Source organism: Allobosea sp. P4_E12 (genome assembly GCF_056401655.1).
Window position 1 is genome coordinate 19,236 of record NZ_JBFUIY010000005.1, and the last position, 21,776, is coordinate 41,011.

General features: G+C 66.2%; 22 protein-coding genes. 14 read left to right on the plus strand and 8 right to left on the minus strand.

The window, feature by feature from the left end; genetic code table 11:
* Positions 1-83 precede the first annotated feature (83 nt).
* A complete protein-coding gene (locus AC1DW9_RS07360; RefSeq protein ID WP_476775266.1) occupies positions 84-881 on the minus strand; it encodes a zinc-ribbon domain-containing protein in 798 nt (265 codons plus the stop codon).
* Positions 882-1,130: 249 nt separating this feature from the next.
* On the opposite strand from AC1DW9_RS07360, the gene ftsE reads away from it, so the two are divergent.
* The 5 genes from ftsE (at position 1,131) to AC1DW9_RS07385 (ending at position 4,916) form a co-directional block, all read left to right on the plus strand.
* Positions 1,131-1,820, plus strand: a complete 690-nt coding sequence (gene ftsE / locus AC1DW9_RS07365; RefSeq protein WP_043234053.1) for a cell division ATP-binding protein FtsE — start codon at positions 1,131-1,133, stop codon at positions 1,818-1,820.
* Positions 1,807-2,766: a cell division protein FtsX gene (locus AC1DW9_RS07370; RefSeq protein ID WP_441492204.1), complete on the plus strand. Its 960-nt coding sequence runs from the start codon at positions 1,807-1,809 to the stop codon at positions 2,764-2,766. Before ftsE ends, AC1DW9_RS07370 begins: the two co-directional genes overlap by 14 nt.
* A 135-nt stretch (positions 2,767-2,901) precedes the next feature.
* Positions 2,902-3,648, plus strand: coding sequence for a YdcF family protein (locus AC1DW9_RS07375; RefSeq protein WP_441492203.1), 747 nt, complete (start codon positions 2,902-2,904; stop codon positions 3,646-3,648).
* 31 nt (positions 3,649-3,679) lie between these two features.
* Positions 3,680-4,435 carry a lysophospholipid acyltransferase family protein gene (locus tag AC1DW9_RS07380; protein ID WP_476775376.1) on the plus strand — a complete coding sequence of 252 codons (756 nt, stop codon included), beginning with the start codon at positions 3,680-3,682 and terminating at the stop codon, positions 4,433-4,435.
* 94 nt (positions 4,436-4,529) lie between these two features.
* On the plus strand, positions 4,530-4,916 hold the full coding sequence (locus tag AC1DW9_RS07385) for a hypothetical protein (RefSeq protein WP_441492202.1): 387 nt from the start codon (positions 4,530-4,532) through the stop codon (positions 4,914-4,916).
* 3 nt (positions 4,917-4,919) lie between these two features.
* On the opposite strand, the gene AC1DW9_RS07390 is transcribed toward AC1DW9_RS07385, so the two are convergent.
* Entirely contained in the window at positions 4,920-5,483 is a 564-nt protein-coding gene (locus AC1DW9_RS07390) for a gamma-glutamylcyclotransferase (RefSeq protein ID WP_441492201.1), read from the minus strand.
* A 137-nt stretch (positions 5,484-5,620) separates the two neighbouring features.
* Between AC1DW9_RS07390 and AC1DW9_RS07395 the strand changes: the two genes are divergently transcribed.
* The gene (locus AC1DW9_RS07395; protein WP_476775267.1) at positions 5,621-6,661 is read left to right on the plus strand and encodes a DUF2125 domain-containing protein; all 1,041 of its coding nucleotides are present in this window, start codon (positions 5,621-5,623) and stop codon (positions 6,659-6,661) included.
* 58 nt (positions 6,662-6,719) lie between these two features.
* On the opposite strand, the gene rpoH is transcribed toward AC1DW9_RS07395, so the two are convergent.
* From rpoH to hemC, 5 genes are all read right to left on the minus strand, one after another.
* On the minus strand, positions 6,720-7,616 hold the full coding sequence (gene rpoH, locus AC1DW9_RS07400; RefSeq protein WP_043233872.1) for an RNA polymerase sigma factor RpoH: 897 nt from the start codon (positions 7,614-7,616) through the stop codon (positions 6,720-6,722).
* Positions 7,617-7,830: 214 nt separating this feature from the next.
* The gene (locus tag AC1DW9_RS07405) at positions 7,831-8,883 is read right to left on the minus strand and encodes an RluA family pseudouridine synthase (protein ID WP_476768843.1); all 1,053 of its coding nucleotides are present in this window, start codon (positions 8,881-8,883) and stop codon (positions 7,831-7,833) included.
* Between the two features lie 96 nt (positions 8,884-8,979).
* Positions 8,980-10,665 (minus strand): heme biosynthesis protein HemY, encoded by a 1,686-nt coding sequence (locus tag AC1DW9_RS07410; RefSeq protein WP_441505640.1) that lies wholly within the window; start codon positions 10,663-10,665, stop codon positions 8,980-8,982.
* 16 nt (positions 10,666-10,681) lie between these two features.
* A complete protein-coding gene (locus AC1DW9_RS07415) occupies positions 10,682-12,634 on the minus strand; it encodes a uroporphyrinogen-III synthase (protein ID WP_476775269.1) in 1,953 nt (650 codons plus the stop codon).
* 43 nt (positions 12,635-12,677) lie between these two features.
* Positions 12,678-13,628 carry a hydroxymethylbilane synthase gene (gene hemC, locus AC1DW9_RS07420; RefSeq protein ID WP_476775270.1) on the minus strand — a complete coding sequence of 317 codons (951 nt, stop codon included), beginning with the start codon at positions 13,626-13,628 and terminating at the stop codon, positions 12,678-12,680.
* A 174-nt stretch (positions 13,629-13,802) separates the two neighbouring features.
* On the opposite strand from hemC, the gene tsaD reads away from it, so the two are divergent.
* From tsaD to acs, 8 genes are all read left to right on the plus strand, one after another.
* Positions 13,803-14,846: a tRNA (adenosine(37)-N6)-threonylcarbamoyltransferase complex transferase subunit TsaD gene (gene tsaD / locus AC1DW9_RS07425; RefSeq protein WP_441505637.1), complete on the plus strand. Its 1,044-nt coding sequence runs from the start codon at positions 13,803-13,805 to the stop codon at positions 14,844-14,846.
* Positions 14,847-14,872: 26 nt separating this feature from the next.
* The gene (locus tag AC1DW9_RS07430; RefSeq protein ID WP_441492195.1) at positions 14,873-15,865 is read left to right on the plus strand and encodes an NAD(P)H-dependent glycerol-3-phosphate dehydrogenase; all 993 of its coding nucleotides are present in this window, start codon (positions 14,873-14,875) and stop codon (positions 15,863-15,865) included.
* A 1-nt stretch (position 15,866) separates the two neighbouring features.
* Positions 15,867-16,409, plus strand: a complete 543-nt coding sequence (locus tag AC1DW9_RS07435; RefSeq protein WP_476768846.1) for a L,D-transpeptidase family protein — start codon at positions 15,867-15,869, stop codon at positions 16,407-16,409.
* 24 nt (positions 16,410-16,433) lie between these two features.
* Complete coding sequence (locus AC1DW9_RS07440; RefSeq protein WP_069878906.1) at positions 16,434-16,763, plus strand: hypothetical protein; 330 nt, start codon at positions 16,434-16,436, stop codon at positions 16,761-16,763.
* A complete protein-coding gene (locus AC1DW9_RS07445; RefSeq protein WP_069878907.1) occupies positions 16,763-17,170 on the plus strand; it encodes an EVE domain-containing protein in 408 nt (135 codons plus the stop codon). Before AC1DW9_RS07440 ends, AC1DW9_RS07445 begins: the two co-directional genes overlap by 1 nt.
* 87 nt (positions 17,171-17,257) lie before the next feature.
* Complete coding sequence (locus AC1DW9_RS07450) at positions 17,258-17,785, plus strand: TetR/AcrR family transcriptional regulator (protein ID WP_441505634.1); 528 nt, start codon at positions 17,258-17,260, stop codon at positions 17,783-17,785.
* Positions 17,782-18,945, plus strand: a complete 1,164-nt coding sequence (locus AC1DW9_RS07455) for a DUF418 domain-containing protein (protein WP_441505633.1) — start codon at positions 17,782-17,784, stop codon at positions 18,943-18,945. The genes AC1DW9_RS07450 and AC1DW9_RS07455 overlap by 4 nt, the downstream gene beginning before the upstream one ends.
* 234 nt (positions 18,946-19,179) lie before the next feature.
* Complete coding sequence (gene acs, locus AC1DW9_RS07460; protein ID WP_476855061.1) at positions 19,180-21,126, plus strand: acetate--CoA ligase; 1,947 nt, start codon at positions 19,180-19,182, stop codon at positions 21,124-21,126.
* 177 nt (positions 21,127-21,303) lie between these two features.
* Here acs and AC1DW9_RS07465 read toward each other — a convergent pair whose 3' ends face one another.
* Positions 21,304-21,765 carry a Fur family transcriptional regulator gene (locus AC1DW9_RS07465; RefSeq protein WP_176733307.1) on the minus strand — a complete coding sequence of 154 codons (462 nt, stop codon included), beginning with the start codon at positions 21,763-21,765 and terminating at the stop codon, positions 21,304-21,306.
* Positions 21,766-21,776 lie beyond the last annotated feature (11 nt).

Sequence of the window (21,776 nt, forward strand, 5' to 3'; positions counted from 1 at the left end):
GTTCCAATCGCAGGTTTATACGATCGCTTGCAGCGGGATAGTGCGGCGAGGTGAAGGCGCGGGCAACCTCGACCGTTGTCTGATCAGCGTGCGCTGGCGATCCCGGCCGACTTGGCGGCGGTAAAGCGCACCAGCACGGATTGCCCGGCCTCCGGGGGGGCCGCGAGCCGGGCTCGGAAACGGATGAGCTCGGAGGGTTCCAGGGTCGGGCGCGGCGGCTCCGTTGCCCAGGTATAGAGGGTCTGGCCAGCCGAATCACGCACGGCGACCTCGATTTGCGGCACTTTGGCGACGGTCTTGGTGATGTTGGTGACATCGCCCTCGACCACCAGGAAGCGGCCTTGTGCGTCCTGCACGACCCCGCTCTCGATGCCCGTCAGGCTGAGGCCGCGCACGTTCACCGGCAGGCCGATCTTCTCGAAGACGACAGCGAGCTGGGGAGCGCCACGGACCGCCACGTCCCGCTTCCAGACAAGCAGCCCGAGCACGGCGAGACCGCCGATCGCGAGCGCCGGCACAGCCATGGCTCGCATCCGGGTGCCCAGCGGCACGGGGGCGGCCTTTCGACCTGTGCGCGCAGAACGGCGACCGCGCGGCCTGGCTCCAGGGCGGCTTGGTTCATCGCCTTCGGCCAGGGCCGCGCGCTCGGCTGTGAGTGAGGACACCTGTTCCTCGATCTCGGCAGCGCGGCGCAGCTCTTCGTCGAGCAGCGCGGTCGTTTCCTCGCTGCTCGGCGCATCGGGAAATGTGACCGGCTGGGGCTCCGCCTCGACATGCCAGCGCGTCTCGCATTTGGCGCAACGCACCTTGCGCCCGGACGGGCCAAGTTTGGCCGCATCGAGTTCATATTGGCTGGAGCAGGACGGGCAGACGATCAGCATGGTTTGGCGAATGACTCTTTCGCAATGGCACCGGTACGCGCGGCTCAGGTGCCGCTGCAGATTTCTTCCCTGGCGCAGCGCGATTCAAGCTCTCGCGTGCGGCTCGTGGAGGTCTCGACCCATTGGAGGGATTTATGGTTAACGCCCCGTGAAGAACCTGTACTGCATGGTTTGAAGATCGGCCGGCTTTCCGCCGGCACCGGCTTGCGGTGTAGGATCGCGGTCGAGATTCGCAAGGGATGCCCGCGACTGCCGGGCTTGCTCCGAAGGGACGAGGGCTTGGTTCGGTTCGAGAATGTCGGTCTGCGTTACGGCATGGGGCCCGAGGTGCTGAAGGACATCAACTTCAGCATCGCGCCGCGCTCGTTCCAGTATCTGACCGGCCCGTCCGGCGCCGGCAAGACGACCCTGATCCGGCTCGTGCTAATGGCTCTGAAGCCGACGCGCGGGCTGGTGAACCTGTTCGGCCAGGATGTGTCGCGGCTGGATGCGACGACGCTCACGGCCTTCCGTCGCCGCATGGGGGTGGTGTTCCAGGATTTTCGCCTGCTCGATCACCTCACGGTCTACGAGAATGTCGCGTTGCCGCTGCGCGTGCTCGGCAAGGAAGAGACGAGCTACCGCGCGGAGGTCGTCGAACTGCTGCGCTGGGTCGGTCTCGGCGAGCGCATGCATGCCGTACCGACCATTCTCTCGGGCGGCGAGAAGCAGCGCGCCGCGATCGCGCGGGCCTTGATCGGGCGGCCGGAGTTGTTGCTGGCGGACGAGCCCACCGGGAATGTCGACCCGGCGCTCGGCCGGCGATTGCTGCGCCTGTTCATGGAATTGCAGTCGCTCGGGACCGCCGTCGTGATCGCAACCCACGATCTCGCGCTGATGGAGCTCTATGATGCTCCGCGCCTTGTCATTGCCGACGGCCATCTTCATGTCGACAGCTGACTTCGAGCAGGATGGGGAACCGCGTGAACGCGCGCTCCCACTCAATCTCCGACGGGACCAGCCGCTGGTTCCGGTCGATTCGGCTGCCGGCCGGGCGCTGGTCGCGGTGATCGCGATCCTGACCTTTCTCGCGGCCCTCAGTGCCGGCGCGGCGCTGCTCGCCGCACACGCCTCCGAGCAGTGGCGCGGTGCCGTCGCCAATGAGATGACGATCCAGATTCGGCCGGACACACGCCGCAATATCGAGAGCGACGTTGCGCGCGCGGTCGAGATGGCACGTGCCGTTGCCGGCGTCGACGAGGTGCGCGCCGTACCGAAGGCGGAGTCGGACAAGCTGCTCGAGCCCTGGCTGGGCGCGGGGCTCGATCTCGTCGAACTGCCCGTGCCGCGGCTGATCGTGTTGAAGCTGCGCAGCGGCAATTCGGCGGAAATCGCGGCTTTCAAGGAAACGCTGCGGCGCGACGTCCCGACCGCGAGCCTGGACGATCACCGCCTCTGGCTGCGCCGCCTCTCGACCATGGCCAACACCATCATCCTTGCCGGTGTCGTCGTCGTTCTGCTGGTCCTGACCGCCGCGGCGCTGGCCGTGGCCTTTGCGACGCGCGGAGCAATGGCCGGCAGCCGCGACAGCGTCGAGGTCTTGCATCTTGTCGGAGCTGATGATGACTTCATCGCGCGGGAATTCCAGGCGCGGTTCGTCAGGCTCGGGCTCAAGGGGGGCGCGGCTGGAGGGCTTGCTGCAATCGTGGCCATCGCCATTCTGGGCTGGCTCGCTTCCAGCTGGAGTTCGTCGCCGGGGTCAGAGCAGATTCAGGCCATGTTTGGTGCTTTCGAGATCGGCTGGTCGGGTTATGCCGCTGTGCTTCTGGTGGCGATGGTGGTGGCGGCGATATCCGGTCTCGTTTCGCGGTTTACCGTGCGCCATTATTTGCGGGTGCTGGGGTAGTGAAGTCTTAATCTCTGGGGCGGAGGACGACTTTTCACGTCGCCCTTATGCCCGATTGCCGGTTTAGCCTGGCAAGACATGGTGATGATGGGAATCAGACACGGACAGCTGCCGGTGAGGGGGGGGGACAACGCGATGTCGCCGACCGCGACGAGCAGGAGGAGCTCTGCAGGAGTCTGGGCATGGCGCCTGACCCTTGCCGTTGCTGCCCTGCTCGCGCTCGCGCTCGCCGGCGGTTATGCCGGTTTCATTGCCAGGATCGAACAGCGCGAGCCGACGGTCGCGCCGCGTACGGATGCGATCGTCGTCGTGACCGGCGGGGCCCAGCGCGTCGGCGATGCCATCGGCCTGCTCGGGGCCGAACGTGGGTCGCGCTTGCTGATCAGCGGTGTCAACGAGCGCACCGGCCGTGAGGAGCTTGCAAAGCTCAATCCCTCCGCGCGCGAGCTGCTCGGCTGTTGCGTCGATCTCGACTATCGCGCCCGCAACACCATCGGCAATGCCATCGAGGCACGCCGCTGGGTCCGCAGGCACGACTTCAAGTCACTGCTGCTGGTGACCTCCAATTATCATATGCCGCGGGCGCTGGCCGAGTTCAGCCACGCCATGCCAGGCGTTCGCGTCGTGCCGCACCCGGTGGTGACCGAGCATATCGATGCATCGAGCTGGTGGAACGAATGGCGCGTCGCCAGGGTGCTCGTCCCGGAATATGTGAAATACTTGGTGGCGCGGCTACGCAGCATGCTGGAGGACGATCCGGAAACATCGCGCCTGTCGGTGATCATCGGCGGGCGAAAGCCGGTCTCCTCCAAGCCTGCCAGCGTGCTCGGCCCCGAGAACGAAAAGCGCACGCGCCTGGGGGCGGAGGAGCGCGGCGCTTGACGTCGGCGAGCCGGCGCGCTCTTTGCGCGCCATGCTCGTGCTGCGCTCGCTCCTTTTCAACGTCCTGTTCTATCTGAACCTGATCCTGTGGCTGATTTTCGCGGCGTTGCCCGCGCTTGTCCTGCCGCGGCGCTATATGCTGTGGGTCGCCCTGACCTGGGCGCGCAGTGCGTTGTGGCTCATGCGGGTGACGGCTGGAACCCGCTATGAGATTAGCGGTCTCGAGAATATTCCGCAGGGCGGCATGATGGTGGCCGCGAAACACCAGTCGTTCTGGGAGACCTTTGCGCTCGTCACTATCTTCCAGGACCCGGTCTTCATCCTGAAGCGTGAACTGACCTGGATCCCGTTCTTCGGCTGGTGCCTGTGGAAGATGCGCATGATTCCGGTCAATCGTGGCGCGCGGGCACGGGCTCTCTCGCATGTGACCCGCCGCGCCAAGGTCGAGCTTGGCCAGAACGGCCGCCAGCTCCTGATCTTCCCGGAAGGAACGCGCCGTCCGGCCGGGGCGCCGCCGGCCTACAAGTTCGGCGTCGCACATCTCTATGCCGAGCTCGGCGTGCCCTGCGTGCCGGTCGCGCTCAACTCGGGGCTCTACTGGCCGCGCCGCAAATTCCTGCGCCGCCCTGGAACGATTCGCGTCGAGATCCTGCCGCCGCTCCTGCCCGGCATGTCGAAGGAAGCTTTCCAGGCGCAGTTGCAGGATCGCATCGAGACTGCCAGCGACAAGCTGCTCGCCACGGGGCGCGGCGAACTCGCCAGGATCGGGCAGGACCCCCTCGCTTAGACGAGCCCCGGTGGCGCATTCCGCCCGCAAGGCGGGCCATGCTTGACAGGCGTTCAAATTTGTTCTCTTTTTGTTCGGAACAAAGGAGGAACAAATGCCTGTTCTCGCCCTTAAGCTAGACGAATGGAGCATCGAACCCGGTGCGGATGCGCGCGAAATGCCGCTGCGCAGCACCGCAGGGTTGGGCGAGCGTCGCTTCACCGCCTGGCGTGGTCGATCAGGGCGCCGCTATGTCGCCTCGGTCTTTTCGGTCACGGACGATCATGCTCTCGGCTTCAGCGATGCCGTGCTGCTCGCGGTATCCGAGGACCGGCAGATTATCGCGGCGCGCGAGAGCGGTCCCTTCGGGATTGAAGCTGCGCTGACGCGCTGGCGCCGGTCCGTCGTGCTTGCCGGGGCGAGCGAGATCCATATCCATCTGCTCGCCGAGGACGGCTTGAGTCGCCGGGCTGCATTGCTCGACCTGATGCCGCAGGTGTGAGGCTTAGAGCGGCGGGCGTGGCTCGGGCAGACCGGGTGCCAGCACATGAGCCAGATGGCTCAGGACCGGGTCGAAGATGCCCATCTTGCGCAGGTGATCATGCGTGCGCAGGACATAGTCGGGGTTCTCTCCGGAGCTTCCGCGGCCCTGGCGCACCAGTTTGAGTAATTCCTCGGCCGGCAGGCGGCCAGCATATTGCAGGTGTTTGCGGTCGGCCACATAGACCAGCGCCCGGATACGGCGGCCGTCCTCGAGCCTGACGGGCAGATGGCGTTCGAGATAGACGGAGGTCGCCTGCTCGCGCTCGCGCAGATACGCGATGGTCCCGGCGGCATGGGGGGGCGCCACCCTGAAGGCGAGCCCTCGGCAAATGCCGCCACGATCGAGCCCAAGCACGAGGCCCGGCCGTTCCGGGGTGCCGCGATGGACATGCGAGAAGACGCAGAGCGAGCGATGATAGCCGTTGAGTCGGGCCGCCACGCTTTCCTCGAAGGCGAAGCCGGGGCGCCAGATCAACGAACCGTAGCCGAAGACCCACAGATCGTCAGAAGCTGCATTCGCTGTCATCGTTATCCCACAGTTTCGCCGTCAGAAGCTGCTTGACGAAGGAAGCGTTCGAATCGGCCGAGAGAATGGCGGGTCTGGCGCTTCCTGCGACCGGGAGCTAACAATCCGGCCGCTTTCGCGCAATGGATCGCTGCTGCATGACCGACCTCCCTTCCGAGCGCCGCCGAGGCCGCTTCTGGCTTTATGCGCCCTTCGCTCTGCTCGTGCTGCTGGCCTTGGCCTGGTCCGGCTTCTGGTTCGTCGTCAAAGGGCGGGTGGTCGAGGGGCTTGACCTCGTTGTTGCCCGCGAGGCGCAGATGGGCCGAACGTGGACATGCAGCGATCGCTCCGTCGCAGGCTTTCCCTTTCGGATCGACGTCCGCTGCGCGGGGTTGACGCTGACCTCGTCGCGCTGGGGCGATACGGTCAAGGTCGAGACTGGCCCGAGTGTGGCGGTCGGACAGATCTATACGCCCGGCCTCGTCATCCTGGAGGTGAAGGGGCCGCTGCAGGCTGCCCTGCCTGAAGGCCGCAAACTTGATCTCGGCTGGAGTCAGCTCGAGGCCAGCCTGGCGTTGAAAGAGCGCGAGCCCGAGCGTTTCTCCATGGTGCTGGTCGAGCCGAATGCGACATTGACCGCGCCCGGCGCGAGCGACGAAACCTGGCGCGCCAATCAGCTGGACGTGCATCTGCGCCGAAACCCGGCGCGTTTTGCGACCGAGCAGGTGGCGGATCTTGCGCTGACAGCGAAAGGCTCGGTGCTGCCCGCGCTCGATGCGCTGCTCGGAACCACTGAACCTGGTGATGTCGAGATGCAGGCGAGTCTGACGCAATCGCTGGCGTTCAAGGCCGGGTTCAATCCCGATGCGCTCGAAGCCTGGCGTACCACCGGCGGGCAGATCGAACTGATGCGACTGCTGATGACAAAGGGGGCTGCCCGGCTCGAGGCGAGCGGGCGTCTGCTGCTCGACCAGACGCATCGCCTGTCCGGTCAGATCGATGCCGGTGTCGCCGGCATCGACCGGATTGGCGGCATAAAGCTCGGTGGTCTTGCCGCTGGTCTTGGCGGACTGCTTGGTGGCAAGCCGAGCGGCGGCACACCTGGGCTTACGCCTCTGCCGCCGGTCGTCCTGCGCGAGGGTCGGGTCTATCTCGGGCCGTTCCGGCTGCCCCTGCAGCCCCTGGCGCCGCTCTACTGAACAGAAAAGGGGGCGTCACCGCCCCCTTTTCGTATCGTGCTGCCGATGAATTCAGGTCTCAGTTCGCGGGCAGGGCGGCGCGCGGTGCTTCGATCCTGGTCAAGGCCTTCTTGACCGCTTCCTGCACCTTCTCAAACGCGCGAACCTCGATCTGCCGGACGCGTTCGCGCGAGACCCCGAATTCCTCGGAGAGTTGCTCTAGCGTGATCGGGTCATCGGCCAGGCGCCGAGCCTCGAAGATCCGGCGTTCGCGCGGATTGAGCACCGTCAGTGCTTCGCGCAGCGCCTGGTGGCGGTTGTCGCTTTCCTCGGAGTCGGCCAGGCGACGTTCCTGGCTTTCGCTGTCGTCGACGAGCCAGTCCTGCCATTCGCCCTCGCCATCCTCGCGCAACGGCGTGTTCAGCGACGCATCGCCGCCGAGGCGGCGGTTCATGTCGATGACGTCCTGCTCGTTGACGCCGAGCTTGGTCGCGATCGTCTTGACCTGATCCGGCTTGAGATCGCCCTCGCCAAGTGCCGAAATCTTGCTCTTCGCCTTGCGCAGGTTGAAGAACAGCTTCTTCTGGTTGGCGGTGGTGCCCATCTTCACCAGCGACCAGGAGCGCAGGATATATTCCTGGATCGAGGCCTTGATCCACCACATCGCATAGGTTGCAAGACGGAAGCCCTTGTCGGGCTCGAAGCGCTTGACCGCCTGCATCAGGCCGACATTGCCTTCGGACACGACTTCGCCGATTGGCAGGCCGTAGCCGCGATAGCCCATGGCGATCTTGGCCACCAGCCGCAGATGCGAGGTGACGAGCTTATGCGCCGCATCGCGGTCGCCATGCTCGCGCCAGCTCTTGGCGAGCATGTATTCCTCGCTCGGCTCCAGCATCGGGAACTTGCGAATTTCTTCGAGATAACGTGAAAGTCCGCCCTCCGCGGACATGACGGGCAGCGATGCAATCGCCATGCTCGTTTCTCCTTTCCTGGCTCCCGCTTCGCGGCAAGCCAACCGCGCGAACGACCCTCGCGCAGGTTTTGGATGATGTGCCTGAACCAACGCGCGAACCCTGTGAGGGTTCGTCGAGCCCGGCCCCATGCGGCGCCCCTTAAGCCATCCGCATCCAAGCCTCATTATATGCCAATGGAGCTTGGCGGAAAGTGGGCGAAGTGGCCAGATTAGCTCACAGGGCCGCGAGTTCCGCTTGCAGATTTGCAAAATCGGCAGGCGGAGGCGCTTCGAAATACATTTCCGCCTCCGTCACCGGATGGGCAAAGCCGAGTACCGTTGCATGCAGTGCCTGCCGGCCGAGGGCGGCCAGTGCATCGCGTGCGCCGTCAGGAAGGCGGCTTGCCTTGGTCATGTAGCCGGAGCCATAGAGCTGGTCGCCCAGCAAGGGATGACCGAGATGGCTCATATGGACGCGGATCTGATGCGTGCGACCAGTTTCCAGCCTGCACTCGATCAGGCTGGCCAGGGCTTCGGTTTCCTCCTGCCCGCGAAGCAGCGGCGGATAGCGCTCCAGAACGGTGAAGTGGGTGATTGCCTCGCGGCCGCGGCCTTCGGCAACGACCGCCATCTTCTCGCGATTGCGGTGTGAACGCTCGAGGGCGGCCTCGATCGTGCCATGCGGCCTGCGCGGCGTACCCCAGACCAGCGCGAGATAGGCGCGCTCCAGCGGCCCGGTGCGGCCATGGTCGGCAAACTGCTTGGCAAGCCCCTGATGGGCCTTGTCGGTCTTGGCCACGACGAGAAGCCCGCTGGTATCCTTGTCGAGCCGATGCACGATGCCGGGTCGCCTGACGCCACCAATGCCGGAGAGGCTGTCTCCGCAATGAGCGATCAGCGCATTGACCAAAGTACCGTCCTCATGTCCCCCCGCGGGATGAACGACGAGGCCGGCCGGCTTGTTGATCACGATCAGAGCATCGTCCTCATAGACGACCTCGAGCGGGATCGATTGGCCCAGGGGCGCGGGCGGCCTGGCCGCAGGCATGACCAGGGTCAGGACGTCGCCGGCGGCGACCTTCCGGCTCGGATCGCCTGCGATCGCGCCGTTGAGGCTCACACCACCCTCCCGGATGACCTGCTGCAGGCGGGCGCGTGAGATTTCGCCGGCAAGCATGGCGAGCGCCTTGTCGAGGCGCATTCCTGCCTGCTCCGGAGCGACATGCAGGCTGACGCCCTCTGCGTTGTCCGGGGAGGTCGATAGTGGGGCAGTAGGTTCGGTGTTCATGCAGACCGCTATAAGGGGCGGGAGGGAGACCCGCACCCCTTTTCGCGCGATCGCCCGTGCAGACGAGGCGAGCGCGCTGGCCGGCGCGCTCGCCGGTCAGCCGAAGAGGCGGAACTTTGCCTTGGCGGCCGTGGCCGGTTGAACGTCTTCGGGGCCCGGGTCGTCCGGTGCGTGCGATACCGGGAAGATCACCGGGGAGGGGCGATGATCGCGGACCGAGGCTGAGGTCGCAGGAGCCACTGTCGCCTCGGCGACCGGAGTTGGGAGCTTGGCCGCGACGGCCGGTTCACCCTTGGCGACAGGCTCGGTCGCAGGCTTCTCGTCCCCTGCAGGCTTCGCGGGTTCGATTTTCGCCGGCTCGGGTGCGACGAGCGTTGCCTGCTCGATCACCGGTTTGGCGGTCTCGACGGGTGCCATCGTCTCGGCACGCCCTTCCAGCAGCGGTGCGGAATCGTCGAGATCGGCCAGCACATCGTCGATCGCCGGCGCCTGGCTGACGAGTGTCGCCGGAGGAACCGTCCAGACGAAGGCATCGAGGCGCCCGGAAATCGGCGAGACGGGCAGCCAATGGTCAGAGACCAGCCCGTCCGCGACCCAGGCTGCGTCACGCGGCGCGCGCGTGGCGCGCGAGAGCCATTCGCGAACCCGGCCGGCCGAACCATGTTCGGCCTCTTCGAGTTCGGCCATGAGCAGGCAGACGCGGACGGACGCACCGCCGGCCAGCAGCGGCTTCAGCGCCTGGCGGGCCTTGGCGAAATCACGGGCATGGATCGCCGCGCCGGCCAGAGCCAGCACGCCTTCCGGATCGGCCGGACGCAGCCTTACGAGCGTTTCGGCCCGTGCGAGCCGGTCCTGCGCGCTGTCACCGGGGCGCACATCGAGATAAGCGGCGGCGATGTCGGGATGCGGGACCTCGCGCCAGGCGGCTTCGAGCAGCTTGGCGGCCTTTCGGATATCGCCGCGCTCGGCGAGCATGCGCCCTGCAAGGGCAGCTGCCGGCGTGAGGCCTGGGGCGAGTTTTGTCGCTTCCAGGGCGGCGGCCAAGGCCTTCTCCGGTTCGCTGCCCTTCGCGTCGAGGGCTTCCGCCGCCAGCAGCACAGCGCGCTGGCGCTTGGCATCCGCCTTTTCGGCGAGACGCAGGGCGGCGCGGCGTTCGACGGCTGTGCGCGCTGCTTGCCAGTCTCCGGCGCTGGTGTGGAAATCGAGCAGGGCGTCATTGGCCCAGGCAAGCGAGGGGGAGCGCCGCACGGCGTCGTCCGCGAAGGCGCGCGCAGCCGTCATGTCGCCACGGCGACGGGCCTCGACGAAGAGACCGCGCAGGCCGAGCACGCGAGTTTCCGGCTTGTCGAGCATGGCCTTGAAGGCGGCTTCCGCCCGGCCCCTGTCACCCGAGAGCTGGGCCGTCTGTGCTTCGAGCAGCAGGGTCAGCGGCTCGTTGCCGGAAAACTTGCGGGCGTCGACGGCGTAGCGGCCGGCAGCCACTGGATCACCCGCACCGATTGCGACCATGCCACGGGAGACGGCCTCGAAGCCGCGGGCCCGACGTCGCGCTCGCGAGGCGAAGCTGAAGGCCGAGGGCAGGCCCAGAACGAAGCGCACCGCGGCCCATCCGAGCATGGCGAGGAAGGCCAGGATGATGACGCCGATTGCCGCGATCGCGACGCTCGTCTCGATGCGGTAGCCCTGCCAGAGGACCGAGACCTCGCCGGGGCGGTCGGCCAGCCAGACGGCACCAGCCGCGAGGCAGGCAATGACAAAGAGATAGAGCAGCACGCGAACCATTGAACGCTATCCTCCGTCAGCCACCCGCGCCGAGCGCGGCAACCGCATCCTGTGCAATCCTGCCGATCGCGGCGTCAGCGGCAGCGCGCCTCTGCAAACTGGTGCCGAACTCGGCACTGTCCCGCCGCGCCGGCTCGGGCAATTGAGCCCAGAGGCCGGCGGCCTTGCCGAATTCGTTATGCGCAAGCGCATTCTCCAGGCGGATCACCAGCGTTGCAGGGTCGTTTGCGCCGGTATCTCCGACCGGGCGAATGGTGACGACCTTGCTGGCGAGCCCAAGCAGGCGATCCTGCCAATCCTTGGCGGCCGGCGTCATTTCGCGATCGAACATGGCGCGATGAACCCGGAATTGCGCCAGCAGCGCATCCTGCGTCGGTGCGCCGGTTGTGGCGACGGCGGAGAGCGCGGCCAGTTGTTCGGCCGAGCCGCCGCCCTTGCCGAGAGCCGCGATATCGGCCGCGAAGGGCCTGCCGGCAGAAAGCGCGCCCTGGATGCGTTCGGCGAGCACGATGCGCGCGGCGGCAAATGCCTGCGGGCTCGGCGAGGCCGCGGACTTGGCCAGCGTCTCGACGGTGCCGAGGCGTTGCGTCAGCCCGGCGATGGCGGAGCTGTTCTCGGCCGTGGCCGGGGCGGGAGCGTTTGCGAGTTCCGCCAGCCGTGCTGCGGCGGTCTTTGCTTCCGCGGCGGCAGTGGCGGCAGCTTCCGATGTCGCGCTGACCCGGCGATCGAGCGCCTCCAGCGCTGCGCGCTGGGGCAGGCTTGTGACAGCACTTTGCAGATTGGTCGTCGTGCGCTGCAGGGTCTCTATGCGCCCCTTCAGTTCGGCGATCTGCTGTTCGCTGGTATCGGGCGTCGAGCGGGAACCGACCAGTGTCATGAGACCCGCCCCAAGGATGCCGCCGATCAGGCCGGTGGCGGCCAGAGCAGCCCATGGCAGCCGCGGAGGGGGAGACGGCTCGCCTGAAACGGGCGGCGCAGGCACAGATGGAGCCAAGCCAACGGGCTCAGGCGCCGGAGATGTGATTCCGGGTGTGAATTCACTGGGTTGCGTGGCTGCGGGGGGAGGCTGGTCCGTCTCTGCCGAAGCAGCTTCTGGTGTCGTGGTCACTGCCGCCTCTACCCTACCGTCGATGGTCGGGGGAGTTCGCCGCTGGCGTCCGCGCGGCGTGGCTGTCTGCGGCTCGCTCATCGCATCCTTGTCCGTCTCGACGCCGGCCGGCGCGGCCACGGCCTGTCTAACATCCCCTGCGCGACGATTGCGAGCGGTCACTTGATCCAGCGCGGCCAGCAGGGCCGCCTCTTCGGGGTATTCCGCAACCAGAACCGTGCTGGCGCCTGCTGCGATCAAGGGGGCCGCAACCTCCGCCGAAAGCGTGACATGCGTCAGTTCCAGCGCCTGTTCACTGAGAGCGGAGGCGCGTGTCAGGGCGAGGAAGGTCTGGGCGCCTCGTGGTGAATAGTGAAGTGCGGCTTCGGCGCGCCCATCCCGCAGGCTGGCGGCCGCCACTTCGGGCAGGCTGGGCTTGGCCTCGGCCGCATAGGCCGTCCAGTTCGCGATCTCGTAGCCAGCCTTGCCCAGGCGCTCCGCGATATCGTCATGGCGGTCCCGGCCAGCGACCAGAAGCAGGCGTGCCGGCGTGGGGATGTTGCGCTGGACCAGAGCGATCAGGTCGTTGCGGTCGCCATCGGCACTGCGGGCATCCTCGAAACCGGCGTCGCGCATCTTCGCGGCCGTCCGCGCCCCGACGGTGAAGACCGGCAGGTCCCGCCAGGCGGATGGGGCATCGGCGAGGGCCGTCACAGCATTGCCGCTGGTCAGGATCAACGCCGCGAATGTGCCCTTGGGTACCGGTTCGGCGAGGCGGACCACATCGAAAAGCGGCGCCACGATCGGCTCATGTCCATGGGCGGCGAGCGCGCGAGCGCTGCGTTCGGCATCCGCCTGCGGTCTGAACACGAATACGCGCATGCGCCCTCCTGTCGCGTCGTTGGCGTTCATGGAACACCCGGCCTCATGAGTAGATCCCCGCCGGAGCCCTGGCGCGCAAGGCGCGTCCGAGTTCGGCGCCACGTTCCGCGGCCTCGCTGACGGGACCGCTGCAGCTATCTTCGGCCATCGCCGTGCCGTCGGGCGAGAGCAGCAGCCCGCGCAAATGGAAGCGGTCGCCCTCGACGGTGGCATGACCGGCGATCGGTGTCCGGCAGGAACCGTCGAGCTCGGTCAGGAAGGCACGTTCGGCGGCGAGTGCGATGCCGGTGTCACGGCAAAGGATCGGCTGGACAGCTTCCGTGCTTGCGGTGTCACCGATGCGAACCGCAACAGCGATCGCACCCTGGCCGACGGCCGGAAGCGATTCCTCGATGGAAAGGATGCCGCTTGCCTTGTCGGCGAGCCCGAGCCGCTTCAGCCCGGCGATGGCGAGCAGGGTCGCGTCGATCTCTCCACTCGCCACCTTCTCCAGCCGCCTTGCGACATTGCCGCGCAGCAGGACGATCTCGAGATCGGGCCGGGCGCGCCTCAGCATGGCCTGGCGGCGCAGCGAGGCCGAACCAACGACCGCGCCCTGCGGCAGGTCCGCAACGCGGGAAATGCCGCGTGCGATCAACGCGTCGCGCACATCCTCGCGGGGGAGATAGCCAGCGATGGTGAGGCCGTCGGGCAATTTGGTGGGAAGATCCTTGGCGGAGTGGACAGCGTAGTCGATCCGGCCCTCGATCTGAGCCTGGTCGATCTCCTTGGTGAACAGACCCTTTCCGCCGGCCTCCGAGAGGGGGCGATCGCGAATGGAGTCACCCGTCGTGACGATGATTTCGAGCGGCAGCTCGTCCTTTGCCCAGCCATGAGCCTCGGCGAGGCGGCGCGCGAACTCATTGGCCTGCGCCAACGCCAGGGGGCTGCCGCGCGTGCCGATGACAAAGCGGCCGACCTGGCGTCCGCGAACCGAAGCTGCGATCTCATTCATTCTCTTTGCGTCTTCCTGATGCCGGCCGCTGGCCGGCGAACTCCACGGCCTCTTGGCCTTATGCTCCGTGGCGCACTATACGAGGGAATCCCCGGCGCGAAACCGTCGGAGCTCCGCCCGCCTCTCCTTGTGGCCTGTTCCGGCCGAAACCTGTCCGAGATTTGTCGATCGATCATGCGCGTTCTGGGGATAGAGACGACTTGTGACGAGACCGCGGCTGCAATCGTTGGCGTCGATCGCGCCGGCGAGGCCAAAATCCTGTCCAACGAGATCCTGAGTCAGATCGCCGCACATGCGGCTTATGGTGGCGTGGTGCCGGAGATCGCGGCGCGCGCGCATGTCGAGGCCATCGACCGCATCGTCGCTCGCGCCTTCGCGAATGCCGGACTCAAGCCCTCCGAGATCGACGCGGTCGCTGCTGCTGCCGGGCCGGGTCTGGTTGGCGGCGTCATGGTCGGGCTGACCACGGCGAAGGCGATCGCGCTGGTAACCGGCCGCCCCTTCATTGCGGTGAACCATCTCGAAGCGCATGCGCTGACGGCGCGGCTGACCGACGACGTTGCCTTTCCCTATCTGCTGCTGCTGGTCTCGGGCGGGCATACGCAGCTCCTGGCGGTGCGCGGCGTCGGCGATTATCTGCGCCTGGGCGGAACCATCGACGACGCGGTCGGCGAGGCTTTTGACAAGATCGCAAAGATGCTCGGTCTGGCCTATCCGGGCGGCCCCTCGGTCGAGCGGGAAGCCGAGAAGGGCGATCCCGAACGCTTCGAGTTTCCGCGGCCGATGGCTGGGCGCCCCAATCCCGATTTCTCGCTTTCCGGCCTCAAGACCGCGGTCAGGCTGGTGGCCGAACGCATTGCGCCGCTCTCCGACCGCGACGTCGCCGATCTCTGCGCCTCCTTCCAGGCAGCGGTCGTCGACGTGCTGGTCGACCGCACGCGAGCGGGCCTGCGCGCCTGCCGTGGGGCCGGGATCATGCCCACGGCCTTGGTGGTCGCCGGTGGCGTTGCCGCCAACCAGCCGATCCGGCGCGGACTGACCCGCTTTGCGACCGAGGCCGGCCTGCCGATGGTCGCGCCGCCGGTCGCGCTTTGCGGCGACAATGGCGCGATGATCGCTTGGGCTGGGCTTGAGAGGCTGAGGCTCGGGCTTGTCGACGACATGAGCGCGGTTGCCCGGCCACGCTGGCCGCTGGACGAGTTCAAGGCCAAAGCGTGATCCGTGAGCGACGTGAGCGCGCCGAGATGAGCAAGGCCTTCGAGACAATCGGCGTCGTAGGCGGCGGCTCCTTCGGTGCCGCACTGGCTCTGGCCGCGGCGCGGGCCGGGCGAAACGTGCTGCTCTGGGCCCGTGATCCCGAGGCCATCGCGGCCATGCGGGAGCGTCGAGAGGTGCCGCGCCTGCCCGGCGCGACGTTGCCTGCCGCCGTATCGCCGGTTGCCGAGCTTGCCGCGCTTGCCGATGCACAGGCGCTGATCCTCGCGGTTCCGACCCAGGCGCTGCGACAGGTCTGCACCGCGCTCGCGCAAGCCTTGCCGGATGGCGTGCCGACGATCTCGGCGGCCAAGGGCATCGAGCAGAAGAGCGGCTTGTTCACGACGCAAATCATCGCCGAGCTTTGGCCCGGTGCGGTCCCGGCCATCCTGTCCGGTCCGAGCTTTGCCGCCGATATCGCACGCGGGTTACCGACGGCTCTGACACTGGCAGCGCGCGAGGCGGATCTGGCGCAGGATCTGGCCGAGGCGCTGAGTTCTGCCTCCTTTCGCATCTATCACGGCGTCGACATCCGTGGCGTCGAGATCGGCGGAGCCGCGAAGAACGTGCTGGCGATCGCAGCGGGGATCGCGATCGGGCTCGGCTATGGCGAGAGCGCCCGTGCCGCGCTGGTGGCGCGTGGCTTTGCCGAACTCAGGCGCTTCGGCGAGGCTTTTGGTGCGCAGCCGGAAACGTTGATGGGGCTTTCGGGGTTGGGCGATGTCGTGCTCTCCTGCGCGTCCGCACAGTCACGCAATTTCGCCTATGGGTTGGCGCTCGGCCAGGGCAAGACACCGGCCGAGGCCGCTGGAGGCAAACTGGCCGAGGGCGCCTTCACGACGTCGGTCCTGGCAGAGATGGCGCAGGCACGCGGCATCGAGACGCCCATCGCCGAGGCCGTTGCGGCCATTATCGCCGAACGCATCGGCGTTCGCGAAGCGGTCACGGGATTGCTGGCGCGACCGGTCCGGGCGGAGAACTGAGTTGGCGCGAAAGCCTCTGCGACGCGCGGCCATGGCGGTGAGTGCAGGTCTCGTGCTTGCCCTGGGGCTGGAGTTCCTGCAGATCGCCCGAACGGTTCCTGAACTCGCGGCTCCCGACGAACAGGCGACCCGCGTCCTCATCGAGAAGGCCGCACGTCAGCTGACCTTGGAACGGGATGGCCGCGTCCTGGCCCGCTATTCGGTGGCGCTGGGTTCGAGTCCGGTCGGTGATAAGGTGAAGGAGGGCGACGGCCGGACTCCGGAAGGCGTCTACGACATTGATTTCAAGCACCCGCGCAGCCGCTATCACCTCGCGCTTCGCATCTCCTATCCTGATCGCCTGGATCGTGAGGACGCCGAGCGCGCAGGTTTTGCCCCGGGTGGCGACATCATGATCCACGGCATTCGCAACGGGCTTGGCTGGCTGGGCCGGCTGCACCTCAGCCGCGACTGGACGGATGGCTGCATTGCGGTCACCAATGCCGAGATTCGCGGGATCTGGGCTCGCGTTGCGCAAGGGACCCGGGTCGAGATCCGGCCGTAACGCAGTGACGTAGCAGAGGCAGCAATGGCAGGCGACTGGTCGGATCTGAGCAAGCGGGTGGCGCGCGGCGTCGCTGAGGTACGGAAGACCACCGGCTCGGAGCTGGTTGCCGAGAGCATGCCGGTGGCGTTGGCCGGGCGTGTGCCGGCCGGACCGGTGATCCAGCATCGACGGCGGCGCGGCGACGACACCCACCGCTTCGTGCTGATTCTGCCCTTCGGCGAGGGCGAGGTCAGGGTCGAACTCGGCCCGCAGGATTATGCCGCGCTGACACGCGAGATGGTGCGATTCTGGAACGAACAGGGCGAGGCCGCGCTGCGTCCGCCTGCTCCGACGAAAGAGGATGACGTCTGATGGCTCACTGGCTGGTCAAATCCGAACCATCGGTCTGGTCCTGGGATGACCAGGTCAAGGCGGGCGCCAAGGGCACGCATTGGGATGGCGTGAAGAATCATACGGCCAAGCTCAACCTGATGGCGATGAAGCTCGGCGACCAGGTCTTCTTCTACCACTCGAACGAGGGGCTCGAGGTCGTGGGCATCGTCGAGGTCATCAAGGAGCACTATATCGCGAACCCAGGCGAGCCCTGGGTCTATGTCGACTTCAAGGCGGTGAAGCCGCTGCCGAAGCCTGTGACCCTTGCTCAGGTGAAGGCAACGCCGGAACTCGCCAAGATGGCGCTGGTCACGTCCTTCCGCCTGTCCGTGCAGCCGGTGACCGACGATGAATGGGCACTGGTCTGCAAGATGGGCGGGCTCTGAAGGATTGACGAGCTCTGCGACCTCTTGCGGTCGCAGGGGTCAAGCCATAACTATACCGTCCAGACGGTATAGTTATGGAGAATGGACGTGCGTAGCAGCAAGAAGGCGGCGTTGCTCGAGGCAGCGGGCGCGATCATCGTCGGGGGCGGTATCGACGCCCTGACTTTCGACAGGCTCGCAGCCGAAACCGGCGTGAGCAAGGGCGGCATTCTCTACCATTTCCCCGACAAGGAGCGCCTGCTGATCGCTCTGGTCGAGGGCATCATCAGCCTTGTCGATCTTGCGATCGCCGAAGAACGCGCGAGCGCTGCCGAGCCCGATGGGCCGGGCCGCTGGCTGCGCGCCTATATCCGCATGGCCTTCACCGACGGAGGCGATGTCGACCGGCTGCTCGGGATCCTGCTGGCGGGATTGCCTCCGGAGTCGCCGGCGCTGGTGCCCTTGCTCAGCGCCGACCGTCGCTGGCTCGAGGCCGCCTGTTCGGATGGCCTGCCGCGCGGGCTGGCGATTGCCATCCGCCTTGCCGTCGACGGCGCCTTCGTCACCAAGCTCGACCCCGCCGATACGGCGGCTGCGCGCGAGGCGCTCCTTAAGCTGACCAAGGCCGCGCAATGACGCCTGCACGTGGTGCGGTGCCGGGGCGCGACCCGGCCGTCGATGCGATCAGGGGCATCGCCCTGTTCGGCATCCTCGTCGTCAACCTGCCCTTCTTCGCCATGCCGTTCGGCTTTGGCGGCGATTGGTGGCGCTCCGCCTTTCCCGGCGCTCTGGATCATCTTGCAGTGTTCCTGATCCAGGCCCTGTTCGAAGCGAAATTCGTTCTGATCTTCTCGTTTCTGTTCGGCTATGGCGCGGCGCGGCAGATCGCAACCAACGGCGAAGGGCGCTATCGGCGTCGCCTGCTCGCGCTCGGATTGCTCGGCGTTGCCCATGGCCTGCTGCTCTTCGCAGGCGATATCCTACTGGCTTACGCGCTTCTCGGAATGATCCTGCCGCTCGCGGCCCGCTGGTCGCTGGGACGCCTGCTCAAGGCGGCTGCCCTGATGTGGCTGCTGGCGATCCTGACCCATGCCCTGCTTGCAATCATCGGCATCATCGAGCCCGATCCGGCCACCGGTGCGGATGCAGCCGTCGTTGCGGTGCATCGTTCCGGCGATTTCCTGGCGATCGCGCGCTATCGGCTGATGGAATGGGCGATCTTCTATGGGCTGGCGCCCTTGATCACCTTGCCGCATGTCGCGGGCATGTTCTTCCTCGGCATGGCCGCCTTCCGCCATCTCGGCACCGCCTCGCTGAGCAGCCTCGCCGCACCGGGCGCGGCGTTGGCGCGCTTTCTCTGGCTGCCCGCCCTCGTCGGCAATTTCGCCTATGCCGCGGCGGCGATGGCGCCTCCCGGCCCGGCGAAACCGGCCTTTGCTGCAGCGGAACTCATCCTGCGCGGCGTCTTCCCGCCGCTGATGAGCCTCGTGATGATCGGCGCCGGCCTGAGTTTCTTCAACCGGCCGCTCGGCATGCGCATTGGCCGGATCTTTCAGGCGGATGGCCGCCTGTCCCTTTCGCTCTACATGTCCGAGTCGATCGTCTGCGTGCTGATCTTTCTCGGTTATGGCCTTGGCCTTTACGGGCGCCTCGGGCCCGCCGCCTGCATGCTCGCGGCAGCCGTCATCTACGCGTACCTGCTGGTGCTGGCGTCACTATGGTCGCGGAGTTTCAGCAAGGGGCCGTTCGAGTGGTTCGTCGAGCGCATGGCAGGGCCGCGTCGGTTGCGGCAATGACGGCCAATTTTGCGCGATAACGGGCAATCCGGCGCGTGGCGAACCGATCCGACCCTCGCCAAAAGTCTTTGAAACCAAAGTGCGAGGGCGCGTGGCTTGCCGCCGCTCTTTCGCGCTTTATGATGCGCGCAATTCGAAAGAAGCGGTCGTTATTTGCCGAGGAATCCGGCACTCATGCCATGAGCCGCGACGAAGATGGGCTGATTGCGGTGCAAGTCCGGGGAGAAGTCTTCTATGTCCGACAAGATCTATGACGTGCCGGCCGCATGGGCCAAAAAGGCGTATCTGAACGACGCCAAATACAAGAAGATGTATGCGGCCTCGATCAAGGACCCCGACAAGTTCTGGGCCGAGCACGGAAAGCGGATCGACTGGTTCAAGCCCTTCAGCAAGGTGCGGAACGTCAGCTACAAGCCGGGCAAGGTCTCGATCAAATGGTATGAAGACGGCACCACGAACGTTTCCTACAACTGCGTCGACCGGCATCTGGCGACGCGCGCCAAGCAGACGGCCATCATCTGGGAAGGCGACGATCCGTCGGAATCCAAGAAGATCAGCTACGGCCAGCTCTATACCGAGGTCTGCAAGTTCGCGAATGTGCTGAAGGCGCAGGGCGTCAAGAAGGGCGACCGCGTCACGATCTACATGCCGATGATCCCCGAGGCGACCTATGCGATGCTCGCCTGCGCGCGGCTCGGTGCGGTGCACTCGATCGTCTTCGGCGGCTTCTCTCCGGATTCGCTGGCCGGGCGCATCGCCGATGCGACCTCGGACGTGGTGATCACGGCCGATGAAGGCCTGCGCGGCGGGCGCAAGGTGCCGCTCAAGGTCAATGTCGACGCGGCGGCCGAAAAGGCCCCGGTCAAGACCGTGATCGTGGTCAAGCGGACCGGCGGCGATGTCGCGATGCAGGAGGGCCGTGACGTCTGGTATCACGAGGAGGCGGCGAAGGTCTCCGGGCATTGTCCGCCGGTCGAGATGAAGGCGGAGGACCCGCTCTTCATTCTCTACACCTCGGGTTCGACTGGTAAGCCCAAGGGCGTCCTGCACACCACCGCCGGCTATCTCGTCTATGCCTCGATGACGCATCAATACGTCTTCGACTACCATGACGGCGACATCTACTGGTGCACGGCCGATGTCGGCTGGGTCACCGGGCACAGCTATATCGTGTACGGCCCGCTGGCGAACGGCGCGACGACCCTGATGTTCGAGGGCATTCCAACCTATCCGACGATCTCGCGCTTCTGGGAGGTCGTCGACAAGCACAAGGTCAACATCTTCTACACCGCGCCGACTGCCATCCGTTCGCTGATGGGCGCCGGCGAGGAGCCCGTGAAGAAGACCAAGCGTAAGTCGCTGCGCCTGCTCGGCTCGGTCGGCGAGCCGATCAAYCCGGAGGCCTGGGAGTGGTATCACCGCGTCGTCGGGGATGATCGCTGCCCGATCGTCGATACCTGGTGGCAGACCGAGACGGGCGGAATCCTGATCACGCCGCTGCCCGGTGCGACCAAGCTCAAGCCCGGCTCGGCAACAAGGCCCTTCTTCGGCGTCAAGCCGGAGATCGTCGATGCCGAAGGCAAGGTGCTGGAGGGGGCGACCGAAGGCAATCTGGTGATTGCCGAGAGCTGGCCCGGCCAGATGCGCACGGTCTATGGCGACCACAAGCGCTTCGAGGAAACCTATTTCGCCACCTACCCAAACAAGTACTTTACCGGTGACGGCTGCCGGCGCGACGCAGACGGCTATTACTGGATCACCGGCCGCGTCGACGACGTGATCAACGTGTCCGGCCACCGCATGGGCACGGCGGAGGTCGAGTCGGCACTGGTGGCGCATCCGAAGGTCTCGGAGGCCGCGGTGGTCGGCTATCCCCATGACATCAAGGGGCAGGGCATCTACGCCTATGTCACGCTGATGCAGGGAGAGGCGTCGAGCGAGGCGCTGCGCAAGGAACTGGTCGCCCATGTGCGCAAGGAGATCGGCCCGATCGCCTCGCCGGATCTGATCCAGTTCGCGCCCGGCCTGCCGAAGACSCGGTCGGGCAAGATCATGCGCCGYATCCTGCGCAAGATCGCCGAGGACGAMTTYGGCGCSCTCGGCGAYACGTCGACGCTGGCCGATCCSGCCGTSGTCGACGATCTGATTTCAAACCGTCAGAACAAGCGCAAGGCGGGCTGAGGCCGGCCACAGCATCGGTGCGAAGAGCGGAAAGTGGTTATCGCACCGATGCAAACACAAGAAGGTCAGATGATCTGATCGCTCCGACATCGTGCCCGACCTTGTGGCGCGCATGATGTCTCAGGATGCATTTGCGGGGAGACGGTGATGGTCGGGATTTTGCCCGACCATGGCGGCTCAGTCAGTCTTCCCTGCACTCTTGCGCTTGCTGGTGCCGGGCATCTTCCGTCCGTACAATTCGAGCCTGTGACGGACGATCTCATAGCCGAGTTCGGCAGCGATCTTGGCCTGTAGCGCCTCGATCTCCGGCGACGAGAATTCGACGACTTGACCGGTCTCGACATCGATCAGATGATCATGGTGATGCTGGTCTGCGTGCTCGTAGCGCGAGACGCCGTCCTCGAACGCGTGGCGTTCGATCGCGCCTTGAGTCTCCAGCAGCTTCATCGTCCGATAGACCGTCGACAGCGACAGGGTCGGGTCGTGCGCGAAGGCGCGCGTGAAGATGCCCTTGGCGTCGGGGTGGTCGTCGGCCTCGGCCAGCACGCGCAGAATCAGCCGGCGCTGCTGCGTCATCCGCAGTCCCGCCCGCCTGAGTTCCTCCTCGAAGAGGGCTACCCGTTTGTCGATTCCCTTCATGCCACCGGGAT

Bases quoted from the DNA above. Each gene is read 5' to 3' on its own strand.
- AC1DW9_RS07415 (WP_476775269.1), bottom strand. From the start codon at position 12,634: ATGCGCGTATTCGTGTTCAGACCGCAGGCGGATGCCGAACGCAGCGCT.
- AC1DW9_RS07465 (WP_176733307.1), bottom strand. From the start codon at position 21,765: ATGAAGGGAATCGACAAACGGGTAGCCCTCTTCGAGGAGGAACTCAGG.
- tsaD (WP_441505637.1), top strand. From the start codon at position 13,803: ATGCGCGTTCTGGGGATAGAGACGACTTGTGACGAGACCGCGGCTGCA.
- AC1DW9_RS07440 (WP_069878906.1), top strand. From the start codon at position 16,434: ATGGCAGGCGACTGGTCGGATCTGAGCAAGCGGGTGGCGCGCGGCGTC.
- AC1DW9_RS07385 (WP_441492202.1), top strand. From the start codon at position 4,530: ATGCCTGTTCTCGCCCTTAAGCTAGACGAATGGAGCATCGAACCCGGT.
- AC1DW9_RS07410 (WP_441505640.1), bottom strand. From the start codon at position 10,665: ATGGTTCGCGTGCTGCTCTATCTCTTTGTCATTGCCTGCCTCGCGGCT.
- AC1DW9_RS07430 (WP_441492195.1), top strand. From the start codon at position 14,873: ATGAGCAAGGCCTTCGAGACAATCGGCGTCGTAGGCGGCGGCTCCTTC.
- AC1DW9_RS07405 (WP_476768843.1), bottom strand. From the start codon at position 8,883: ATGAACACCGAACCTACTGCCCCACTATCGACCTCCCCGGACAACGCA.
- AC1DW9_RS07455 (WP_441505633.1), top strand. From the start codon at position 17,782: ATGACGCCTGCACGTGGTGCGGTGCCGGGGCGCGACCCGGCCGTCGAT.
- AC1DW9_RS07375 (WP_441492203.1), top strand. From the start codon at position 2,902: ATGTCGCCGACCGCGACGAGCAGGAGGAGCTCTGCAGGAGTCTGGGCA.
- AC1DW9_RS07390 (WP_441492201.1), bottom strand. From the start codon at position 5,483: ATGACAGCGAATGCAGCTTCTGACGATCTGTGGGTCTTCGGCTACGGT.
- AC1DW9_RS07370 (WP_441492204.1), top strand. From the start codon at position 1,807: ATGTCGACAGCTGACTTCGAGCAGGATGGGGAACCGCGTGAACGCGCG.
- AC1DW9_RS07395 (WP_476775267.1), top strand. From the start codon at position 5,621: ATGACCGACCTCCCTTCCGAGCGCCGCCGAGGCCGCTTCTGGCTTTAT.
- AC1DW9_RS07360 (WP_476775266.1), bottom strand. From the start codon at position 881: ATGCTGATCGTCTGCCCGTCCTGCTCCAGCCAATATGAACTCGATGCG.
- AC1DW9_RS07445 (WP_069878907.1), top strand. From the start codon at position 16,763: ATGGCTCACTGGCTGGTCAAATCCGAACCATCGGTCTGGTCCTGGGAT.
- AC1DW9_RS07380 (WP_476775376.1), top strand. From the start codon at position 3,680: ATGCTCGTGCTGCGCTCGCTCCTTTTCAACGTCCTGTTCTATCTGAAC.
- rpoH (WP_043233872.1), bottom strand. From the start codon at position 7,616: ATGGCGATTGCATCGCTGCCCGTCATGTCCGCGGAGGGCGGACTTTCA.
- hemC (WP_476775270.1), bottom strand. From the start codon at position 13,628: ATGAATGAGATCGCAGCTTCGGTTCGCGGACGCCAGGTCGGCCGCTTT.